Genomic DNA, 19848 nt, shown 5'->3' with positions numbered 1-19848 from the left:
CATGTTGGGTGGAGGTGTTGCTTATTATTATTTTGATGGTTCGATGGTGGGGCTGCTCAATTGTGTATTTCGTGCCTTTCAGTTTAAAGAGTTCCAAGTTCAACTGTGTTTAACTGAAGGTGCCCAGCATGGCTTATTTTCGACTGTGGTTGAGATTCCCAATCATGAGCAACATGCACAACGGGTCTGGTCGGCTCTACAGCAAAAACTATCTAGATCTGCGCTAAGACAATTTTACTTTGCTTCGTTATCTGAGTCGCTTGAAGCCTATCAGCATCTATTCAATTACTGTGTTTATGTGTTTCAGCAGCAGTTTTCAGTCGAAAAAGACTATTTACATCCGAGTGTATTAGCCATTTCGCAATGGACTAAAAAAGTTGGGCGTGAGAAGCATCGGATGGAAGCTTTTGTGCGTTTTAAGAAGACTACAGATGGATTGTTTTTAAGTTTGGTCCGACCCGATTTTAATGTTCTGCCTTTGATTCAGCCACATTTTAGACGCCGTTATCAGGATCAGCGTTGGCTGATTTATGATGAACAACGCAAATATGGACTCTACTATGATCTGCATGATGTCCATGAGGTGGGTATGGATGCCAATCAGATCGATCGTAATCTCCAAAATGGCAGCAGCCAGAGTTTCCAGTTGCAGCTGGATGAACAGGAAGTTTTATACGACCAACTTTGGAAAGATTATTTTAATAGTATCAATATCAAAGAACGGCAAAATATCAAATTGCATGTGCAATATTTGCCAAAACGTTATTGGCGTTATCTGAATGAAAAATATGTTTAACAACGTTTCTGATTATCTTTAAAAACCGCTCATTCAAACAAAGCTTAAAAATAGATGAATGATCTGTTATTGTTATGTTATAACGTAACAATAATTCAAAATTATTCATCCAATAAGGAAAATAGAGTGAAGCGTGTAAAACATCATTATGTACTTGGTGCATTATTGAGTAGTGTGTTGCTGTCGGCATGTGGAGGGGATTCATCCAGTTCAACTTCTGCTGTGACACCAAAACCAGAGCAACCTGCACAAAGCGATCAAGGTCGTTTAGTCATTGCCAACGCAGATGCAGTACGACCCTTACTGACCATTTATGATCTAAAAGAGCAGAAGTTAATCCATACAACAGCGTTGAGTTCGGCTCCCTCTGCGATGTATAGCAGTCCCCAATCGCGTTATGCCGTGATGTTGAGTCGCAACGAAGGAATTGTTCAGTTTGCGGATGGCGGAATCTTTAATAAAAATGGTGCTTTGCAACGTAATGCACCCAATTTATTGGCCTTTCAGCTGAAAGGAGCCACACCAGCACATTATCGGAGTTTTAATGGTCTGGCGGCATTGTTCTATGATGGAAGCGACTCGGAGGTTTCCAAGTTTGATGTATTTAATGATCTTGCAATTGAAACACAAGCAATTTCAACTCAGAAACTACCGAAAAAACATCATGGTGTTGCAGAACCACGTGGGGGCTATGTATTAAGTACTTACCTGCCGAAAGATGCAGAGACGCTGAGTCTGGTGAAAAGCTACGAGTTGCATGGCGATCATTTCCATGAAGAGCAAACGCTAAAAAATGCATGTAACCGTTTACATGGCGCTGCTTCAATTCAAACTTATGCTGCTTTCGGTTGTGAAGATGGTGTATTGATGGTCGAGCAGAAAGGTCAACAGTTTGCTGATAAGAAGGTCCTGATTGACCAGAGAATTACCACGATTGCAGCACATGAAAAGCTAGACAAGTTTGCAGCCTTTGCAACGGGGACCCACGCTTTATTTATTGTTGATCCGAAGAACTTGAATGCCACCAGTTTAGATTGGTCCTTAGCAGCAAAAGAAGCCGATGGAACGACACCAGTTAAACGCTTGCAACAGGTGGTCAATGCATCGGGTCGTTATTTAGCGATTTTGGATAGTGCTGGTGTTGTACATGTGATTGATAGTCAAAACTGGAAACGTCTTGGGCAAATCAAAGCAATCGCGAACGTCAATGCAACCGAACTTGCAAAAAGCCGTCTAGCAGTCAATGCAGCGACAGATACGATTTTCATCAATGATACACAAGCAAAAACGATTGTAGAGCTGGATTTGAACAATCTAAAAATTAAACAAACCATTCAGCTGAATGATGTACCCAATACCTTTACTTGGTTGGGTGTCGTAAAAGCATCTTAATCCTATTATGTGCGAAGAAGCAGCCTAAGCGTTGGCTGCTTCTTTTATATATCCAATGTTCTGATCGATTTTCGTATTGTTTTATCTAAAAGAGAATGTAAAAATTTTAGTCGTGATTCCGACTTCTCAAAAAAGTTGGGCAGCAATGTTTGATGATGATTTTAAAAGATAATGACAACAAAAGAGCTGAACAATGACGAAATTAATATTCAAAGTGGCATTGCTTGCAATGGTTTGTGTGAGTGCCAGTGTATTTGCCAAAGCGCAGGATAAAGCAGCAGATCCCTATAGCCAATGTGTTGATGACACCATTCAACAGCTAAAACTGGGGAATATCAATAATGCTGTGGTGGAGATCTGTAGTACCAGAACCAAAACTTTATATGCAAAGCAGATTGTGCAGTTATTGGATCAAATTAAAAAACAGAGTCAGGAATATAAGCAGCCTGAACGCTATAACGACATCATGAAATCACAACAGCTCTGGAAAAATTTTGTCGATCAAGAGTGCCGTAACGCCGGTGCTTATATCGGTTCACCGATGTATGAGTTTTGTCCGATGCAAAAATATAGTGAGCGATTGGAGCAACTCAGAGAATATTTAAATTAATTCTGAGCAGCTCGCCATTATTTAAAACTGTAATTTAAATACACCTTCAGCTTGAGTCAGCGTATACTGCTGCATCGAACGCAAACAAAACGATTCCAGCAAGGTGCATTGTGAGCTTGACCCAATCAGACTGGCTAAATTTTCTCAAACCAAATTATAAGGTCTTGCCCTTAAAAGAGAGGATGCTCTCAGGTGTCGGTGCTTTGTGCGGATTGGCAATCTCATCATTGATTAGCTGGTATGTCTTGGGTGGCATGAATGCATGGTATATCGCCCCGATGGGTGCATCTTCTGTGTTGCTATTTGCAGTGCCAAACAGTCCGTTGGCACAACCTTGGAATGTCATTGTCGGCAATACGCTGGCAGGTTTTATTGGTGTCGCCTGTACGCAATATTTGCCCGATCTCACCAGTGCTTTTAGTGTTGCGGTTGGATTGGCAATTTTTGTGATGATGACCACAGACTCTTTGCATCCGCCAAGTGGAGCAGTGGCGATTACTGCGGTATTAGGCGGTGAAGCGGTACATCGTTTAGGTTTTCATTTCATTTTGTACCCAGTTTTACTCAACTCGATTTTATTGCTGCTGTTTGCCGTCTTTTTTAATCGCTTGATTGGGCGTCATTATCCGATTACGGCACATGTGAATGAGCGTTCTAAAGATCCTACACCGACCCAGAAAGTTTCGATCCAGCCGAAAGATATTGAATATGCATTAGAGCATCACACTGAGTTGTTGGATATTAGTCAGTACGATTTAGAAAAAATCATTTTAGAAGCTCAATCGCATGCAAATGAGCGCTTGATTAACTCATTTGTCTGTCAGGATATTATGAGTCGTGATGTGATTAAATTGCATGAGCATGATGATATTCATCAGGCTTTGGATAAGTTTAAAGCCGTGAATTTAATGAGTCTACCAGTGGTAAATGCGGAAGATCATTTGGTGGGGACATTGGCACTCTATGAAGTGGTGGAGTGGTTTAAGGGTGCAACAGATCCACGTAATTCATGGCAGCACTATGTCAGACAAATTATGAGCCACAAAGTTGTGACAGTGAGTCCCTTACAACCGATTCAGGATCTGGTGCCTTACTTTGTCGAGAAATCATTTAACTATATTCCAGTGGTCGAGGAACATCGTTTGATTGGGATAATTAGTCGTGCCGATATGATTGCAGCTTTGCAACAACAGCTGAATCGACAGGTCTAAATTTAGATAAAAAAAAGCTACGGTTGGATTAGGGGTAATTTCAACCGTAGCGACCAAAAAGGTAACAGTGAATTAACGTTTTATGCTTTGGTCTTCATAAATCGTTTTTACGGGTTGGTTATAACCCTGCACGTGATCAACACGGGCTTGTTGCTGTTTTGGAATAACCAACCACAAAATTAGATAGACCAAAATACCCGGAAAGGCAGCACTCATGATCGAGATCACGAAAAAGATCAGACGTAATAAGTTTGCGTTCCAACCAAATCGTTCCGCAATACCGCCCATTACACCAGCGATCATGCTTTGTTGGTTTGAGCGATATAAACCAGAGTTGGCCATCGAGTTAGTCTCCTTAAATTAATGAAACAGCAGTAAAAAATAAATTCTTTCAGTTTGATTTGCTGTTAATTAAGAAATAGGGGCGAACTGATTTTTTTAAAGTTTAAACAGATGAGAGATTGGTTAAGTTGTGTAAATCATTGATGGAAAAACCAACACGATCGCCTAAAATGCACCGAATTAAAGCATACTGCTTTGTCAATTTGCTATTTCAATCCGGTCGCATTGGCTATTACCCATTTGGGGAATAGACGGACATTGAAATGATCCCTATATTTTTCCAAGTTTGGGATCGGTCAGTGCAAACCACGCGATAACGATATTGATGTTAGAGATTTATGAATATGCAGTTCAGGTTATTCTTACAGTATGTCAGTGTAGGAGTTCTATTGAGTTTAGGTTTGAGTGCTTGCGATAGCCATCATCCAGAACCAGTAAAGCAACAACCCCAGACGCAACCGAGTCGTGAAGCGAGCGAAGTGCTTGCAGATGAGCAAGAAGAACAGCTTGCATCTGATGCGCAAGGCGTGTCATTGACTCAAGTGGCAGGGCAAGCGACATTACCGCATCCTGCAACACATCAACTCAAGTTAAGCCCACCCTCTGAAGCCGATATGATCTATGTCGGGCGTTATCATGCGCGTATTCCATGTACCGATGCATTTGCTGGTTGTGTGAATAACGAAAAAGAATCGGAATATATCCTCAATTTATTGGGCGATGGTTCAGTGTATTGGACCAATACCAGTTTTAGCCGTTTAGGTTCAGACCCGACACGTAATACGGCAAAGATTGAGCAGACCTGTAAACAAGTCCAATGGCATGTCCATCAAGAACTCAATGAAATCATGATTCGTTGCGATGCTGCGGATGTGAATTTGTATTATAAAATTAATAGAAATAAAGATTTAGTGATGAATCTGGATAAAATCTGGAATGGCGATAATGGCCATAACCGTAAGTTTTTTAAAGAGTATCCATTTCCTGAACAAGCTTATGTATTTAAGAAGGTTGAATAAAATCACCTCGGCATAAAAAAAGAGCGCATTTAGCGCTCTTTTTTGTCGTTCCGATTAGTAATCGAAACTGAAGTGTTCTGGTGCAAGTGAAGTCAAGGTGCGAGATGTTGTCACCATTGATTCTGCATGACCTTGAGCACGTGGTAATAAACGGTCAAAGTAGAAGTCTGCAACTTTGATTTTTGCTTTATAGAATTCAGGCGTTTCGATTCCGTCACCTGCTTCTAATTTCTCAGATGCGATGACCGCTTGTTGTGCCCAAAAATATGCCATCATCACATAGCCAGAGAACATCAAGAAATCAACAGAAGCTGAAGAAACGATGTCACGGTCTTTACGTGCAGCTAGCATGATGCGGACAGTTAATGTGTTCCATTGTGCACAAAGCTTAGTTAAGTCCCACGCAAAACGACGTAAATACTTATTACGCGCGTGAGTCGCACAGAATTTCAAGATTTCAGCAGTATAGTCACGAACAACTTTACCTTTTGAGCTTAAAAGAACTTTACGGCCAATTAAATCAAGTGCTTGAATCCCTGTTGTACCTTCGTACAAGGTTGAGATACGTGCATCACGTGCGATTTGTTCCATACCCCATTCACGGATATAGCCATGACCGCCGTAAACTTGCATACCGTTATTTGCTGCCTCTAAGCCGAGTTCAGTCAAGAAACCTTTTAGAATCGGGGTGTAGAAGCCAAGCTTATCATCATATGCTTCATAAGCTGCCTGATCACCGCTCACCAATGCATCTGTCATTTTGTCTGCAAGTTTTGCAGCATGATAGATCATTGAACGACCACCTTCGGCAATCGCTTTTTGAGTCAAGAGTAAACGACGAACATCGGCATGGTGGATAATCGCATCACCAACACGCTCAGGCTCTTTCTTGCCAGAAAGGGCACGCATTGACATACGGTCTTTCGCATAAGGTAAAGCGCCTTGGAACGAAAGTTCAGCATGTGCAATACCCTGAACAGCAGTACCGATACGTGCTGTGTTCATGAAAGTAAACATTGCATGTAAGCCTTTGTTTACTTCACCGATCAAGTAGCCTGTTGCGTTGTCAAAGTTGAGTACCGCAGTTGCAGAGGCTTTGATCCCCATCTTGTGTTCGATTGAACCACAAGAAACAGTATTACGTTCACCTACACCACCATCCGCAGTCGGGATGAATTTAGGTACGATGAATAAAGAGATACCACGTGTGCCTGCTGGTGCATCTGGAAGACGCGCAAGTACGATGTGAATAATGTTATCTGTTAAATCGTGCTCACCTGCAGAGATGAAGATTTTAGTACCAGAGATTTTATAAGTACCGTCAGCAGCAGGTTCTGCCTTGGTTTTTACTTGACCTAAGTCTGTACCACATTGAGGCTCAGTTAAGCACATTGTGCCTGACCAAGTACCTTCAACCAGTTTAGGCATATAAGTATTTTTTTGCTCGTCTGTACCAAACTGCATGATCGTGTTCATACAACCTGTACTCAAACCTGGGTACATGGTGAATGACCAGTTTGCAGTCCCCATCATTTCAGATTTGATTAGGTTTAAAGACATTGGTAAGCCTTGGCCACCAAACTCTTCTGGATAAGAAAGACCTTGCCAACCACCCATTACGAATTGGTCATAAGCTTCTTTAAAGCCTTTAGGCGTCGTTACTTCGCCGTTGTTGAAAGTACAACCTTCTTCATCACCTGATTGGTTCAGTGGAGAAAGTACGTTTTCGCAATAATCTGCTGCACCTTCAAGAATCATATCCACTGTTTCAGCATCCGCATTTTGACCACTTGTCAAAGTTTGGTAATGTGCTGGATAATCTAACATTTCGTTCATTAAGAAACGAATATCACGGAGCGGGGCTTTATAAGCTGGCATAATCTTAATCCTGTATTTGAATCATTTTGGATTATCTGTTTCGATACTTTGATTATTCACAATAGTGATAAAAATACATTGATAATCACTAGGGAAAAGAATGTCAGAAAAGCGAATTTACTTGAAGAGATGTTTGTAAAAAAATCACTTTTCTATTGGCGTCAAAACTGATGTTAAATGTGAAAAGTACTCAATTTTATACTTGAAAATATAATGATATAAAGGTGTTTGGTAAAGCTATGCGTCTAAAATATTTAACTTTATGCTTAATGGGTCTTAGTCTTTCTGCATGTTCTCAACATGTCATTAAAACCAATTCGGCTACGAACAATTTAGAACAGAAGGCCATCAATAGTCTCAATGCGATGTATGAATATCCGAGCTATGATTATCGCGGAAAATTTAATATTCATGTTGAGACGAATCAAAATAAAGCAAATGCCAAGGTCGACAACGCGCCTTTAGATGCTGCGCTGAAGCAAAAGGTCGATCAATATTTGCGCGACCAGAAGGTCAATTTAAATAGTAAGCAAAAACAAGCACTCTATGTTGCGCTTGCTCAAGAACAAAAAACTTATGGTCAATCTAAAGTTGATAAATTTACCCAAATCATGGCCAATGTCCTTAATGACATGCAGTTTGAGTATGATGGCTCTGTGCATTATCGTCAAAAACTGGGTTCTTTTAACCTAACAGCACGCTATGAAAAGCCGACCTTATTGGTTCAAGCCAAAGTGCCGATGGTGCTTGATCTGAATAATTATAAGTTTTATATCAACTACTTTGCCTTGATGCCGTATTTGGTAAATAAAGAAAATCAAAGCAATCTTGCCTATCTAGATTTTTCAAAATATCAGGATTTATTCAAGCAAGTGGATTACAAAAAATTTGCTGAATATGTCAAAGCATCGAGTGCGATTTACTATCGTCTTGCCGATCAAAATAATATTCAGGCTTTGTCGGTTTCTTCCGCAGATCAAGCGGCAGGTGTGGTGGAGAAAATTCGTTTAAAAACCTCAATTGAAGAGCTGATTTTGCAGGCAAATTTATACAGCAAGGTCAATGAAAAATACTTCGTGCAAAGTGTGCTGAATATTAAAGAGCAGAACTTAGAAAAGCTGATTGCCAATGAAGTGGATGCTGCAAGTGAAACTAAGTCCAAATCAAAAGCCTCTTTATTGGATGCAAAAGATTCGGCAGATGATGCCAGTGTGGTCAGTCAACAGCTGTATCGCCTTGTCAATCAACATTTTGGTGTGGCGAATGATGATGAAGATGAAGTTTCGGCTGTAGATGCCACAGAGGATGCTGCTGAAGAAGCACGACAAGCTGCGGAAGATGCAACAGCGGATAGCGGAGTTGTTGCAACTGCCGATGAAGAAGGCGGTTTAACTGAAACGCAGTGTACTGCATTGCAACAGACCCCTAAAACCACGTATGGCGATGTACAGTACTGTCAAAGTATTTACGGCATTGATGTATTTGGTACCAAGCCCGCAGAAGCAGGTTTCCTGTCTTATTTTGAAAAGCTACAAACCGTAGAAAAAGAGTTTGTTGCCTACGATCAGAATCAGTTTATTGACGATCAAGCTTTTAAAGCACTTTGGATCAAGCACCAAGCCGATATTGATCAGGCCTTGCCACCAGTCGATAAGCGTAATCCATTTATTATGGATGTGGGGTTAGATGCACAAGGGCGTGCGGTCAAGCTTGATTATGATTTGAATTATGGCTTATCCGAGTTGAAGTCCCGTTTTAGTGTCAAAGCGGATATGTTGATCTCGAATTATGGCAAAGCAACGCCGATCGATCAGGCGCAGTTAAAACGTGCAAAAACGTGGGCAGAAGCAAGCAAAGGCTCAATGCTTGAACAGACGGTGAGTAGTTTCTCAGAGAAACTAGGGCAAGCAGGTATTCAAGAGCGTTCAGCAGAGCCTTATCGTTTATCTTTAGATGATCAACTGAAAGTGATTGCAGAACAACGTTTCGATGCAACGCATGCTTATGAGCAAACCTATAAGGCGGTATTTATTGCTAAATTGACGGAAAGTACCCCACAGATCGTGCAGCGTTATTCTAGTCAAGAGTTGCAGGAAATTGCCAGTGTGTATGCATATTGGTATGCCGATGAGGAGGTTTATAATCCTGAAGGTAAAGCCCTGCAAAGGATTGAAGCTTTGCAAAAGAAACATCATCTTGAAAATGAAGACCAGTTTGATGATAAATTGGGCCAAGCGGTGAATCGTCTTGTGGTTGATGCCATGCGTGGCGATAAAGACCGTCAAGCGTGGAACAAGCTGAAAGCACAATATAAGCAACCACAACAGTTATTTGCCAAGCAATACCAAATCCAGTTCGAACAAGAGAATGGTGCTTCAAGTGAAGAGAAAGTCCTGCTTGAACAAACGGCAAATATCTTGGGGCAAGTCTATGTGGATGCACGTAAGAATAAGCTTTCTGAGAAGTCAATTAAGTCATTAAAGCTTCAACATAATGAATTTATTGATTATGAGATTTTCAAAGAAGTGTATCAGAAGATGCTGACCATTAAATAATCAGCTGAACCTGAAGAAAAAACCTGCATTTGCAGGTTTTTTCTATTTTATTTTTCAAATGATTATAAAAAATCTTTCAGTTCTGGTTTAACACCATTCCAAATCGAGAAAGCTTCAATCGCTTGCCCGACCAACATGCCAAAACCATCAGTAGCAGGTACTTGGCGTTGTTTGGCCTGATCCAGAAAGCTAGATGGTTTGCCATAGGCCATTTCATAAGCATGATGGAATACTAAGCTTTCAGGTAGTTGCAAGGCATCGCCTGTTAAACTTGCAGAAGTTGCGTTAATCACAAAATCAAATTCACCTGAGAGTTGCTCTAGGCCAATGGCTTTAAGTTCAGTTTGAGGCACAGCATCTTTTAAATCGTCAACGAGTTGCTCAGCACGGGCGAGGGTACGGTTGGCAATGACAATGCGCTTTGCGCCTGCCTGTACCAATGGGTAGATCACGCCACGCGTTGCGCCACCCGCACCTAAAATTAAAATACGGCTATTTTCTAGGCTCCAGCCTAACGTCTGAATCGCTGCGACCAGACCTTGACCATCGGTATTATCACCATATAGTTTGCCATCTTGCATCCATAAGGTATTCACTGCTTTGGCAATCTTGGCACGTTCAGTCAGCTGTTCACAGAGTGCGAAAGCTTGCTCTTTAAACGGTACCGTAACATTCATACCGATACCATCCTGAGCAAAAAATGCTTTTGTGGTGCTTTCAAAACCATCCAACGGTGCAAGGATTTTTTTATAGTTGAGATCGACCCCAGTTTTTGCTGCGAATGCGTGGTGTAGCTCGGGTGAGCGGGATTGTTCAATCGGATTTCCAATTACAGCAAATTGTTTGGTCATGAGTGATCAACATGGTGAGGTTGTTTAAAGTTTATAAAGTTGAAGGGGATGCTGCAATATTGATTTACATCTATGAGATGGTAATGTTGTGATTTGTTCATTAGAACATGTTCTGATATTTCCAAATCATTATTTAAACATTAACCTCATTATGAGTATTTTCTTAATTCGACATGCACAAAGTGAAGCGAATATTAATGGGCGAGCTTTATCCCATGCATCGATTCGTTTAAGTGATCATGGTAAAGAACAAGCCAAACAACTATGTGAACTATTACCAGAAATCGCTCATGTTATTATTTCTAAATACCATAGAACCTATCAAACAGCAGAACCGATTTTACATAAATATCAGATCACAGCCGAAGTGGATGAACACTTACATGAGTTTAGTTATCTCTCGGAAGAGCGGTGCGCGAATACCAATCTGGATGACCGCAAGCAGTGGGTCAATGCTTATTGGGAAAGGATGGATTATGAATATCGTGATGCGGATGATGCAGAATCTTTTGCCGATCTCTATCTTCGCGTGCAACTGTTCCATGAAAAAATAAAACAATTGGCTGAAGCTTATGTAGAGAAGAATTTAGTGGTGTGTACACACGGTCAATTTTTACAATTATTGCTCACGTTAAAGCATGAACCACAACCTTTGAGCCGAGAGCTCATGCAAAATTTTAGATTAGATTTAATTCATTGGCCAATTCAAAATACCGCAATATTTTTATTTTAAGATCCCTAAAAAATCATCCCTAGCCACTAAACTAGGGATGAATGATCTAATTATTTCTGTAAACCCAACCAGTCTCGTGGTTTTAAATAATAATCGGTAAGCCGTTTTTCAGCCGAGTCCGCATCCCATTCAGGGCGATATGACCAACCCGCTAGATTGGGTAGGCTCACCAAGATCGATTCAATACGCCCACCAGTTTGTAGGCCAAACAACGTACCACGGTCATAAACCAAGTTATATTCAACATAGCGACCACGACGATACAACTGGAACTCACGCTGCGCTTCGGTATAAGGTTGTTCACGATGCTTTTCAAAAATAGGCAAGATCGCTTCTAAATAACCATTACCCACTGCTTGCATGTAATTAAAGCAGGTTTCGAAATCCCACTGGTTCAAATCATCAAAGAATAAACCACCGACACCACGCTGTTCATCACGATGCTTGAGATAGAAATAATCATCACACCATTGTTTATGTTCTGCATAAACATGTTCACCAAAAGGCTGACACAGGTCATAGGCTTTTTGGTGCCAATTGAGCACATCTTGTTCATCTGGATAGAATGGGGTTAAGTCAAAACCGCCACCAAACCACCAAACAGGATCTTGGCCTTCAGGTTCAGCAACAAATAAGCGAACATTGGCATGAGATGTCGGGATATTTGGATTTTTTGGGTGAATTACCAAGGACACGCCCAATGCTTGTGCTTTCGCTCCTGCGATTTGTGGATGACGTTCAGTTGCAGATGCAGGAAGCTTACTGATATTGATGTGGGAGAACATGACCCCACCTTTTTCAATCACTTCACCATTTTGCAAAACACGAGAGCGACCACCGCCACCTTCGGTTCGTTGCCAATCATCAATGATAAACTCAGCGGTACCACCGCCTGCACGTTCCTGTTGCTCTAGTCTTGCACAAATCCGTGCCTGTAGATCGAGTAAAAATTCGCGAACACGTTGAATATCAGCTGAAGTTGGATGCTGCATGATGATCCTCTGAAAGTGATCTAGGGATGAGTTACATCAAAACATAAATCCATAAAAAAAGTAAGGGATTTTTGAATCTATATTTAAAATGTTGTGATCGGGTATGACAAAATTCTGTGGAGCCAAAATGCTTCCTACTTTGACTGTGTAGAATGATTATCTTCTATAAGTTTGTTAATTTCTTCGTTATATATCCAAGTATTTAGAATTCCCTCTGAACTCTCCAAGCCAGTGATATCTAAAAAATGTTCAAATGTAGTCGCTACCTGTTCTCTATCTTCTGTATCGAGTGAATCAGGATCAATTTGATGGATACCATCAGAAAGTATTTTAAGTCGTTGTTCTTTATTTGGTTGTTGCGAGCCCTGATAAAGCTGGATATAAGCTTCAGCCGTCTGAGCTACTTTTTGATTCAGTAATTCTTTTTGTTGTTTGTCTTGAACACCTGTATATAGATAACCATCCCCCACAAAGTGATCTTGTTTCTGAAATTGATATAATTGCTTGATAATTCCAGTATTTAATGAGTTATCTGGATGCTCATTTGCTTTACTGCAGCCGCTTAGTAACAGGAAACCTGTTACTAAGAAAATCCTTAATAATTTCATTTTGATAAATACTCTTATCTAAGCAGCAACATGACTCTGAAGTCAGAAGTCATCTTTTTTATAAAGATGATCCATACGCTCACGTTTGGTTTTTAAATATTGTTCATTGAACGGATTACGTCCAACAGTCAATGGAACACGCTCAACTACATTGATACCGAGATCGGTCAATGCTTTTAATTTAAGTGGGTTATTTGTGATCAGTTTTACTTCTTTGACTTGAAGATGATCCAACATGATGCTGCACATATCATAACGACGTGCATCCGCAGGCAAGTTCAATAACAGGTTAGCATCAACGGTGTCATGTCCTTGATCTTGCAAGGCATAAGCACGAATTTTATTGGTTAAACCGATACCACGGCCTTCTTGGCGAAGATAGAGGATCACACCTTGACCTGCATCATTGATCAAGCTTTGAGTGGCTTGTAATTGTGGTCCGCAATCACATTTTAGTGACGCGAAAGCATCGCCAGTTAAGCATTCAGAATGGATGCGAACAAGCACTGGCTTATCTGGAGCCGTTTCTAAACCTTTAGATAGCGCCACATGTTCTTCGCCTGTTGCTGGGTCTTGAAACACGGAAATATTGAAGTCACCAAAAGCGGTGGGTAGCTTTGATGTTGCAATAAATTCAATTGGCACAGAGAGCTCACTATGATAATAAAAACAGTTCGAGTATAGCCTAATGTATGAAGATTGCGTGAATTGGAATTTCTGATTTTTCACATAACTTTTTCTTTTTCATACAAAGAACACAATAATGGTTGATAAACAGTGACATAATTCAGGATAATCTATCGGTCATTCTTTAAAATTTGCATGAGAATGTTCAGCACTACATCATTCGCACGTGTGGCTGATTGAAGGTATATCATATTTAATTGTATGATTGCCCCCATTTAAAACCCAGCTTCGGACTTGCCAGGCTTAAAAAGGCTTTGCCACATTATGTTGTATACCGAAATTCCAACTCAACGCCCTGTTACGCCATTGTTAGATGGAATTGACCATCCGCAACAATTACGTCAACTCGAGCAAAACCAACTTGTACAAGTTGCAGATGAGTTACGTCAATATATTTTGTATGCAGCAGGACAAAGTGGCGGTCACTTTGGGGCAAATTTAGGTGTAGTCGAACTAACAGTTGCACTGCATTATTGTTTTAATACACCAGATGATCGTTTAGTCTGGGATGTGGGTCATCAAGCTTATCCCCATAAAGTTCTGACTGGTCGTCGTGATCGTATTACCACGATTCGAAGTAAAAATGGTTTAGCTGCTTTCCCTGCACGTGATGAGTCTGAGTTTGACACCTTTGGTGTTGGTCACTCTTCAACTGCGATTTCAGCAGGTTTGGGCATGGCTTTGGCTCGCCGTTATCAAAAAGATCCGTGCGATGTCGTTGCAATCGTTGGCGATGGCGCAATGACGGCAGGCATGGCTTTTGAAGCAATGAATGATGCGGTTGCCCATGACGCAGACTTAATCGTGGTCTTAAATGATAATGATATGTCGATCTCGTGCAGTACGGGTGGTTTTGCAAAACACTTGGCGGCAATTTGGGAAACAGGTCAACTGGTGAATGTAAATGAACAAGGCGAAGCCTATGTTCAACCGCATCCAAAGTGGACCTATAACTCTCGTTTACACCAATCGGCAACCGACGCAGCAGATAATTTATTTAAAGCAATTGGTTTTGATTATTTTGGTCCATTTGACGGACATGATGTAGAACAGCTTGCACAAGTCTTCCATGCACTAAAAAAGCGTAAAGGCCCTCGCTTAGTCCATATCTATACAAAAAAAGGCAAAGGTTTTGCGCCTGCCGAAGCAGATCCGATTACTTATCATGCGATTACTAAAATTGCACCGACAGCATCTGCGCCAGTAAAAAAATCACCCCCTAAATATTCAGATGTATTTGGGCAATGGTTATGTGATGAAGCTGCTCAAGATGATCGTTTACTCGCGATTACACCTGCGATGTGTGAAGGTTCTGGGATGGTGCAATTCGCACAGCAATATCCTGAGCGTTTCTTTGATGTTGCCATTGCAGAACAGCATGCGGTGACTTTGGCTGCGGGTATGGCGTGTGAAGGTCTTAAACCTGTTGTTGCGATTTATTCAACTTTCTTGCAGCGTGGTTATGATCAACTAATTCATGATGTTGCCTTGCAAAATCTAGATGTCACGTTTGGTATTGATCGAGCTGGTTTGGTGGGTGAAGATGGCCCAACCCATGCTGGTGCTTATGATTATGCGTATATGCGTACCGTACCAAACATGGTGATTATGGCACCGAAAGACGAAAACGAATGTCGTCAAATGCTACATACAGCTTATCTTTATAAAGGACCAACTGCGGTACGTTATCCACGTGGTGTCGGTACAGGTGTTGAAATTCAACAACAGATGACAGCGATGGAAATTGGTAAAGCTGAAATCGTTGCAGAATTTAATGTGGATGCCGAACAGCAGATTAGTATTCTTGCTTTTGGTAGCCGTGTTGCAGCATCAATTGAAGCAGCTCAGCAATTGGCGGATAAACACGCGATGGGTGTGCGTGTCGTGAATATGCGCTTCGTGAAACCACTTGACGAACAAATACTTCGTGATTTGGCGCCTCGGACTCAACTCTTTGTAACCGTAGAAGAGCATGCGGTTATGGCTGGTGCGGGTAGTGCGGTGAATGAGTTCTTGGCACATGCGAAGATTCTTAAGCCGATGTTGAACATTGGTTTACCAGATAGCTTCCTTCATCAGGCAACACATCAACAGATGTTGCAAGATTGTGGTTTAGACAGTCAGGGAATTTTAGCTTCAATTGAGCAAGCTTGGTTTTAAGCGATAAGCTCATGTAAAAGCGAAAATAATTTTTCGCAACATTTTTCCCCTAAAAGCGCTTATATTTGCTAGAATATACGCGCTTTTATGCATTATTCTTTGTCAAAATCTTCAAATTTGTAGTGGGTGTTCAATGGAACCTATGGTGGTTATGGCTGCGCGTGCGGCTCAAACAGTTGGTCAAGAGCTTTTAAAGGCACATCAGAATCGTCATAAACTCGATTTGCAAGTTGAAGAAAAAGGCATTGACGGTCCAGTAACGCGTGTCGATCGTTACTTGGAGCAACTTACAATTGATACCCTCCGCAAAAGTTATAAAAACCACAGCTTCCTTGGTGAAGAGTTTGGCATGCAAGAAGGTAAAGGTCACGATGCAGATTGGTGCTGGGTGATTGATCCTTTAGATGGTACACAAAACTTTATCAACGGTTTGCCACATTTCTGTATTTCTATCGCTGTACAACACAAAGGTGTAACTCAACACGGTGTGATCTATGATCCTGTGCGTGATGAGCTATTCTCTGCAAGCCGTGGTCGTGGTGCAGTGATGAATCAACGCCGTATCCGTGTTAATGTCAAAGAAAGCTTGGAAAGTACATTCCTTGCAGTAGGACATCCATACCGTGCCAAGCGTAATGGTGAAATTGTTTCTTATGCAGAACAGCATTTCGCTTCATTATTGGCTGTAACTAAGTCTGGTGCACAAATTCGTCGTGGCGGTTCTGCTGCGTTAGATTTGGCTTATGTTGCTGCGGGCCGTTTTGATGGTTTCTTTGAGCTTGGCTTAAAACCGTGGGATATCGCTGCGGGTGAGTTGATTGTGAAAGAAGCGGGTGGTGTGGTTGTTGATGCTCGTGGTGGCAATGATTCATTTGATAATGGTCAGGTGATTGCAAGTTCACTTAAGATGTTAAAGCCATTGATGCAAACAGTTGTTCCTGCTTGGGGCGATGCTGTAAAATAATTTGTAGATTTTAAAAAAGCCCTCAATATCTGAGGGCTTTTTTATGCGTCATTAGGAATAAGGTAAAATCAATTGCTCATTTATTTTATTGGTCCAGGTGGTGCTGGTAAGACAACCACAGCCAAGATACTCTCGGCACAGTTTGGCTTTGATTATTATGATTTAGATGAATATTTTATGCAGAGGGAAGGTGATATTGCTCAGTATATTATTCAAAATGGTTATAAAAAATATGCAGTGCGTAATATTCAGCTTTTTATGCAGCTTCAAAGAAAATACGATTTGAATAAAATAATGATCATTGTGTGTTCCTCTGGATTTATGACCTATCCCGATGATACTGATCAAGACTATATAAAAATCAAAGATGAAATAGAAAACCATATCTTTACTTTTTTAATGCTGCCTTCATTGGTCTTGGAAAAATGTGTTCAAGAAATTGTAGTAAGGCAGATGAGTCGAGCTTACCTGAATCCTGTTCTAACAAAAGAAGAATTAAAGATTAGACAGAGATTTAAGCTTTATTCGAGCTTGAGATGTCAAGTGATCTTGACGAATCAGATTCCTGATCAAGTTGCTGCAAATGTGAAAAAAATATTAGATCGTCTGAATAAAGGATAGCAATGGTCTTATAAATCTCAGTTTAACCATGGAATAAGAGAATTAAAAAAGATGAAGTTTAATGGGATTTTAACTTGCTGATAATTATGTTTATATTTAAAGAAAAGTGGTCTTAAATAAGTTGTTTTGAGGCAGCTATTATCGTCTGGATACAAATAATAAAGGTGACGCAATAGAAAAACCTATTAAAAAAGGTGACTTTTAAAATTATTCTGCTATAATCCGCCCACGCACTTAAATTCCAGTTCATTACCTGAACATTCAGTTCTATTCATATTAGCGCACGCTGTCCGTAGAGAGGACCACATCTTGCGCCCAAATCGCTTAGCGATTCTTCAGGTTGAAGCAGTAATCAAGCGTGCGTTTAGTCCACATCGTCGTTATTCGGATCGCCGCTGAACTTCATATATTTTTCAGCTTGAGTCGCTTTGCCGCTTGTTGCCGATGTCTATTTTTTTGTATTTATTAAAATGGAGCACCCATTAGGGTGAAACTCTCTATGAGCAAAACTTTTGCCGAATTTTCTTTACACGAAACCTTACAACAAGCGCTTGAAGGTTTAGGTTTTACCACTCCAACTCCTGTGCAAGAACAAGCGATTCCCGCTGCGTTAGAAGGGAAAGATTTATTAGTTTCGAGCCAAACTGGTTCAGGTAAAACAGCTGCATTTTTACTTCCAACGTTAAATGCATTAGCAGGCGAAGAAGCATTCGTTTCTTTTAAAGACCGTATGAAAGCGGTAACTCAGCCGACTATTTTAGTTATTTCTCCTACACGTGAATTGGCTCAACAAGTAAGCCAAGACGCGATTGCATTTGTACGTCACATGAAAGGTGTTCGTGTTGCTGCAATTATGGGCGGTATGCCTTTTGGTAAGCAGATTCAACAGCTTAAAGGTGCACAAGTTGTCGTTGCGACACCAGGTCGTTTACTTGACCTTGTAAACCGTCGTCAAATTAAACTTGATAAAGTTGAATCATTAATTGTTGATGAAGCAGACCGTATGCTTGATCTAGGTTTCTCTGAAGATCTAGAAGCAATTGGTGAATTAGCTGGAAATCGTAAACAAACATTAATGTTCTCTGCAACATTTGCGGATCGTATTATTCGTCTTGCTGAACGCATGATGAATGATCCACAACGTATTGCAATCGAAACTGGTCATAGCACCAATACTGATGTAACGCAAACATTGCATTGGACAGACGGTTTTGAACACAAGAAAAAATTACTTACGCATTGGTTATCTGACGAATCAGTAGATCAAGCTGTTGTATTCGCAAGCACGCAAGAAGATACAGATATGCTTGCTGAAGAGTTGGCTGAAGCTGGTCACTCAGTTGTTGCATTGCATGGTGCGATGCCACAAACCGTTCGTAACCGCCGTTTACGTAGCATTCGTGAAGGTCGTGCAAAAATCTTGGTTGCGACTGACGTTGCAGCACGTGGTTTAGACGTACCAACAATTTCACACGTAATCAACTTCGGTTTGCCGATGAAAAATGAAGACTATGTACACCGTATTGGCCGTACAGGTCGTGCGGGTCGTACAGGTCAAGCCGTTACTTTAGCGACTTACCGTGAGCGTGGCAAAATCCGTGCTTTAGAAGATTATTTAGATGCACGTTTAAATGTATCTGAAATCGAAGGTTTAGAGCCATCTCCACCTCCTGCTCGTTCAGGTCGTGATGGTGGTGGTCGTGGCCGTGATGGCGGTGGTCGTGGTCGTGGCGGCCGTGATGGCGGTCGTGGCGGTTTCGGTGGTGGTCGTCGTTTTGAAGGTGAAAGCAGCTTCAAACGTCGTGAAGGTGGTGATGACCGTCCACGTCGTAGCTTCGATGACAAGCCTCGTGGCGAACGTCCATCATTTGGTGGTGAAGATCGTCCACGTCGTGAGTTCAACTCAGATCGTCCGCGTCGCGAAGGTGGTTTTGAAGACCGTCCAAAGCGTAGTTTCGGTGGTGAAGATCGTCCACGTCGCGAATTTAATTCAGACCGTCCACGCCGTGAAGGTGGTTTTGAAGATCGTCCAAAGCGCAGCTTTGGTGGTGAAGACCGTCCACGTCGCGAGTTCAATTCTGATCGCCCACGTCGTGAAGGTGGTTTCAACGATAAACCGCGTTTTGACTCGAATGATGACAACCGTGGTAACCGTGTAGATTACAAACCACGTCGTGAAGGTAGCTTCGGCGACCGTCCAAAGCGTGATTTTGGTGATCGTCCTGCTCAACGTGAAGGTGGTTTTGGTGATCGTCCAAAACGTAGCTTCGGTGGCGAAGATCGTCCAAAACGCAGTTTCGGTGGTGAAGACCGTCCAAAGCGTAGTTTCGGTGGTGAAGATCGTCCAAAGCGTGATTTTGGTGATCGTCCACAACGTGAAGGTGGTTTTGGTGACCGTCGTCGCAAAAACGATTTTTAATCGTTAAAAA

The 19848-nt window shown here is 41.3% G+C and carries 17 protein-coding genes; 11 read left to right on the top strand and 6 right to left on the bottom strand.

Annotation, left to right across the window (positions count from 1 at the left end; all coding sequences use genetic code 11):
- Position 1: 1 nt before the first annotated feature.
- From F887_RS01755 to F887_RS01770, 4 genes are all read left to right on the top strand, one after another.
- Positions 2-796 (top strand): TIGR03915 family putative DNA repair protein, encoded by a 795-nt coding sequence (locus F887_RS01755; protein WP_005297238.1) that lies wholly within the window; start codon positions 2-4, stop codon positions 794-796.
- A gap of 126 nt (positions 797-922) precedes the next feature.
- Positions 923-2188, top strand: a complete 1266-nt coding sequence (locus F887_RS01760) for a YncE family protein (RefSeq protein WP_005297236.1) — start codon at positions 923-925, stop codon at positions 2186-2188.
- Between the two features lie 193 nt (positions 2189-2381).
- A complete protein-coding gene (locus tag F887_RS01765) occupies positions 2382-2798 on the top strand; it encodes a lysozyme inhibitor LprI family protein (RefSeq protein WP_005297233.1) in 417 nt (138 codons plus the stop codon).
- Positions 2799-2908: 110 nt separating this feature from the next.
- Positions 2909-4009 (top strand): HPP family protein, encoded by a 1101-nt coding sequence (locus F887_RS01770; RefSeq protein WP_005297231.1) that lies wholly within the window; start codon positions 2909-2911, stop codon positions 4007-4009.
- 72 nt (positions 4010-4081) lie between these two features.
- Here the strand turns inward: F887_RS01770 and F887_RS01775 are convergent, their stop codons facing one another.
- The gene (locus F887_RS01775) at positions 4082-4351 is read right to left on the bottom strand and encodes a PspC domain-containing protein (protein ID WP_005185370.1); all 270 of its coding nucleotides are present in this window, start codon (positions 4349-4351) and stop codon (positions 4082-4084) included.
- A 344-nt stretch (positions 4352-4695) separates the two neighbouring features.
- Between F887_RS01775 and F887_RS01780 the strand changes: the two genes are divergently transcribed.
- Complete coding sequence (locus F887_RS01780) at positions 4696-5370, top strand: hypothetical protein (RefSeq protein WP_005297227.1); 675 nt, start codon at positions 4696-4698, stop codon at positions 5368-5370.
- A gap of 54 nt (positions 5371-5424) precedes the next feature.
- Here F887_RS01780 and F887_RS01785 read toward each other — a convergent pair whose 3' ends face one another.
- Positions 5425-7248, bottom strand: a complete 1824-nt coding sequence (locus F887_RS01785; protein ID WP_005297224.1) for an acyl-CoA dehydrogenase C-terminal domain-containing protein — start codon at positions 7246-7248, stop codon at positions 5425-5427.
- A 239-nt stretch (positions 7249-7487) separates the two neighbouring features.
- Between F887_RS01785 and F887_RS01790 the strand changes: the two genes are divergently transcribed.
- Entirely contained in the window at positions 7488-9803 is a 2316-nt protein-coding gene (locus tag F887_RS01790) for a hypothetical protein (RefSeq protein ID WP_005297222.1), read from the top strand.
- A 62-nt stretch (positions 9804-9865) separates the two neighbouring features.
- Here F887_RS01790 and aroE read toward each other — a convergent pair whose 3' ends face one another.
- The gene (gene aroE / locus F887_RS01795; protein WP_005297219.1) at positions 9866-10654 is read right to left on the bottom strand and encodes a shikimate dehydrogenase; all 789 of its coding nucleotides are present in this window, start codon (positions 10652-10654) and stop codon (positions 9866-9868) included.
- A gap of 151 nt (positions 10655-10805) precedes the next feature.
- Here aroE and F887_RS01800 point away from each other — a divergent pair, with 151 nt between their 5' ends.
- Positions 10806-11387, top strand: coding sequence for a histidine phosphatase family protein (locus tag F887_RS01800; RefSeq protein WP_005297216.1), 582 nt, complete (start codon positions 10806-10808; stop codon positions 11385-11387).
- Positions 11388-11437: 50 nt separating this feature from the next.
- Here the strand turns inward: F887_RS01800 and hemF are convergent, their stop codons facing one another.
- From hemF to ribA, 3 genes are all read right to left on the bottom strand, one after another.
- On the bottom strand, positions 11438-12379 hold the full coding sequence (hemF, locus tag F887_RS01805; protein WP_005297214.1) for an oxygen-dependent coproporphyrinogen oxidase: 942 nt from the start codon (positions 12377-12379) through the stop codon (positions 11438-11440).
- A gap of 134 nt (positions 12380-12513) precedes the next feature.
- The gene (locus tag F887_RS01810) at positions 12514-12987 is read right to left on the bottom strand and encodes a DUF4844 domain-containing protein (RefSeq protein ID WP_005297212.1); all 474 of its coding nucleotides are present in this window, start codon (positions 12985-12987) and stop codon (positions 12514-12516) included.
- Positions 12988-13029: 42 nt separating this feature from the next.
- Complete coding sequence (ribA, locus tag F887_RS01815; RefSeq protein ID WP_005297210.1) at positions 13030-13632, bottom strand: GTP cyclohydrolase II; 603 nt, start codon at positions 13630-13632, stop codon at positions 13030-13032.
- A gap of 306 nt (positions 13633-13938) precedes the next feature.
- Here ribA and dxs point away from each other — a divergent pair, with 306 nt between their 5' ends.
- From dxs to F887_RS01835, 4 genes are all read left to right on the top strand, one after another.
- A complete protein-coding gene (gene dxs / locus F887_RS01820) occupies positions 13939-15834 on the top strand; it encodes a 1-deoxy-D-xylulose-5-phosphate synthase (protein WP_005297208.1) in 1896 nt (631 codons plus the stop codon).
- 133 nt (positions 15835-15967) lie between these two features.
- Entirely contained in the window at positions 15968-16798 is an 831-nt protein-coding gene (locus F887_RS01825; RefSeq protein WP_005297206.1) for an inositol monophosphatase family protein, read from the top strand.
- Positions 16799-16870: 72 nt separating this feature from the next.
- A complete protein-coding gene (locus tag F887_RS01830) occupies positions 16871-17419 on the top strand; it encodes a shikimate kinase (RefSeq protein WP_005297205.1) in 549 nt (182 codons plus the stop codon).
- A gap of 499 nt (positions 17420-17918) precedes the next feature.
- Complete coding sequence (locus F887_RS01835; protein WP_005297203.1) at positions 17919-19838, top strand: DEAD/DEAH box helicase; 1920 nt, start codon at positions 17919-17921, stop codon at positions 19836-19838.
- Positions 19839-19848 lie beyond the last annotated feature (10 nt).

Origin of the sequence: Acinetobacter sp. NIPH 2100, from assembly GCF_000369805.1 — a bacterium.
GTDB lineage: Bacteria > Pseudomonadota > Gammaproteobacteria > Pseudomonadales > Moraxellaceae > Acinetobacter.
This window is presented reverse-complemented; position numbering and strand designations above follow the sequence as displayed.

Excerpts from the sequence above, each read along its gene's own strand:
- F887_RS01755 (WP_005297238.1), top strand. The coding sequence starts at position 2 with ATGTTGGGTGGAGGTGTTGCTTATTATTATTTTGATGGTTCGATGGTG.
- F887_RS01765 (WP_005297233.1), top strand. The coding sequence starts at position 2,382 with ATGACGAAATTAATATTCAAAGTGGCATTGCTTGCAATGGTTTGTGTG.
- F887_RS01775 (WP_005185370.1), bottom strand. The coding sequence starts at position 4,351 with ATGGCCAACTCTGGTTTATATCGCTCAAACCAACAAAGCATGATCGCT.
- F887_RS01780 (WP_005297227.1), top strand. The coding sequence starts at position 4,696 with ATGCAGTTCAGGTTATTCTTACAGTATGTCAGTGTAGGAGTTCTATTG.
- F887_RS01785 (WP_005297224.1), bottom strand. The coding sequence starts at position 7,248 with ATGCCAGCTTATAAAGCCCCGCTCCGTGATATTCGTTTCTTAATGAAC.
- F887_RS01790 (WP_005297222.1), top strand. The coding sequence starts at position 7,488 with ATGCGTCTAAAATATTTAACTTTATGCTTAATGGGTCTTAGTCTTTCT.
- aroE (WP_005297219.1), bottom strand. The coding sequence starts at position 10,654 with ATGACCAAACAATTTGCTGTAATTGGAAATCCGATTGAACAATCCCGC.
- F887_RS01800 (WP_005297216.1), top strand. The coding sequence starts at position 10,806 with ATGAGTATTTTCTTAATTCGACATGCACAAAGTGAAGCGAATATTAAT.
- hemF (WP_005297214.1), bottom strand. The coding sequence starts at position 12,379 with ATGCAGCATCCAACTTCAGCTGATATTCAACGTGTTCGCGAATTTTTA.
- F887_RS01810 (WP_005297212.1), bottom strand. The coding sequence starts at position 12,987 with ATGAAATTATTAAGGATTTTCTTAGTAACAGGTTTCCTGTTACTAAGC.
- dxs (WP_005297208.1), top strand. The coding sequence starts at position 13,939 with ATGTTGTATACCGAAATTCCAACTCAACGCCCTGTTACGCCATTGTTA.
- F887_RS01825 (WP_005297206.1), top strand. The coding sequence starts at position 15,968 with ATGGAACCTATGGTGGTTATGGCTGCGCGTGCGGCTCAAACAGTTGGT.
- F887_RS01835 (WP_005297203.1), top strand. The coding sequence starts at position 17,919 with ATGAGCAAAACTTTTGCCGAATTTTCTTTACACGAAACCTTACAACAA.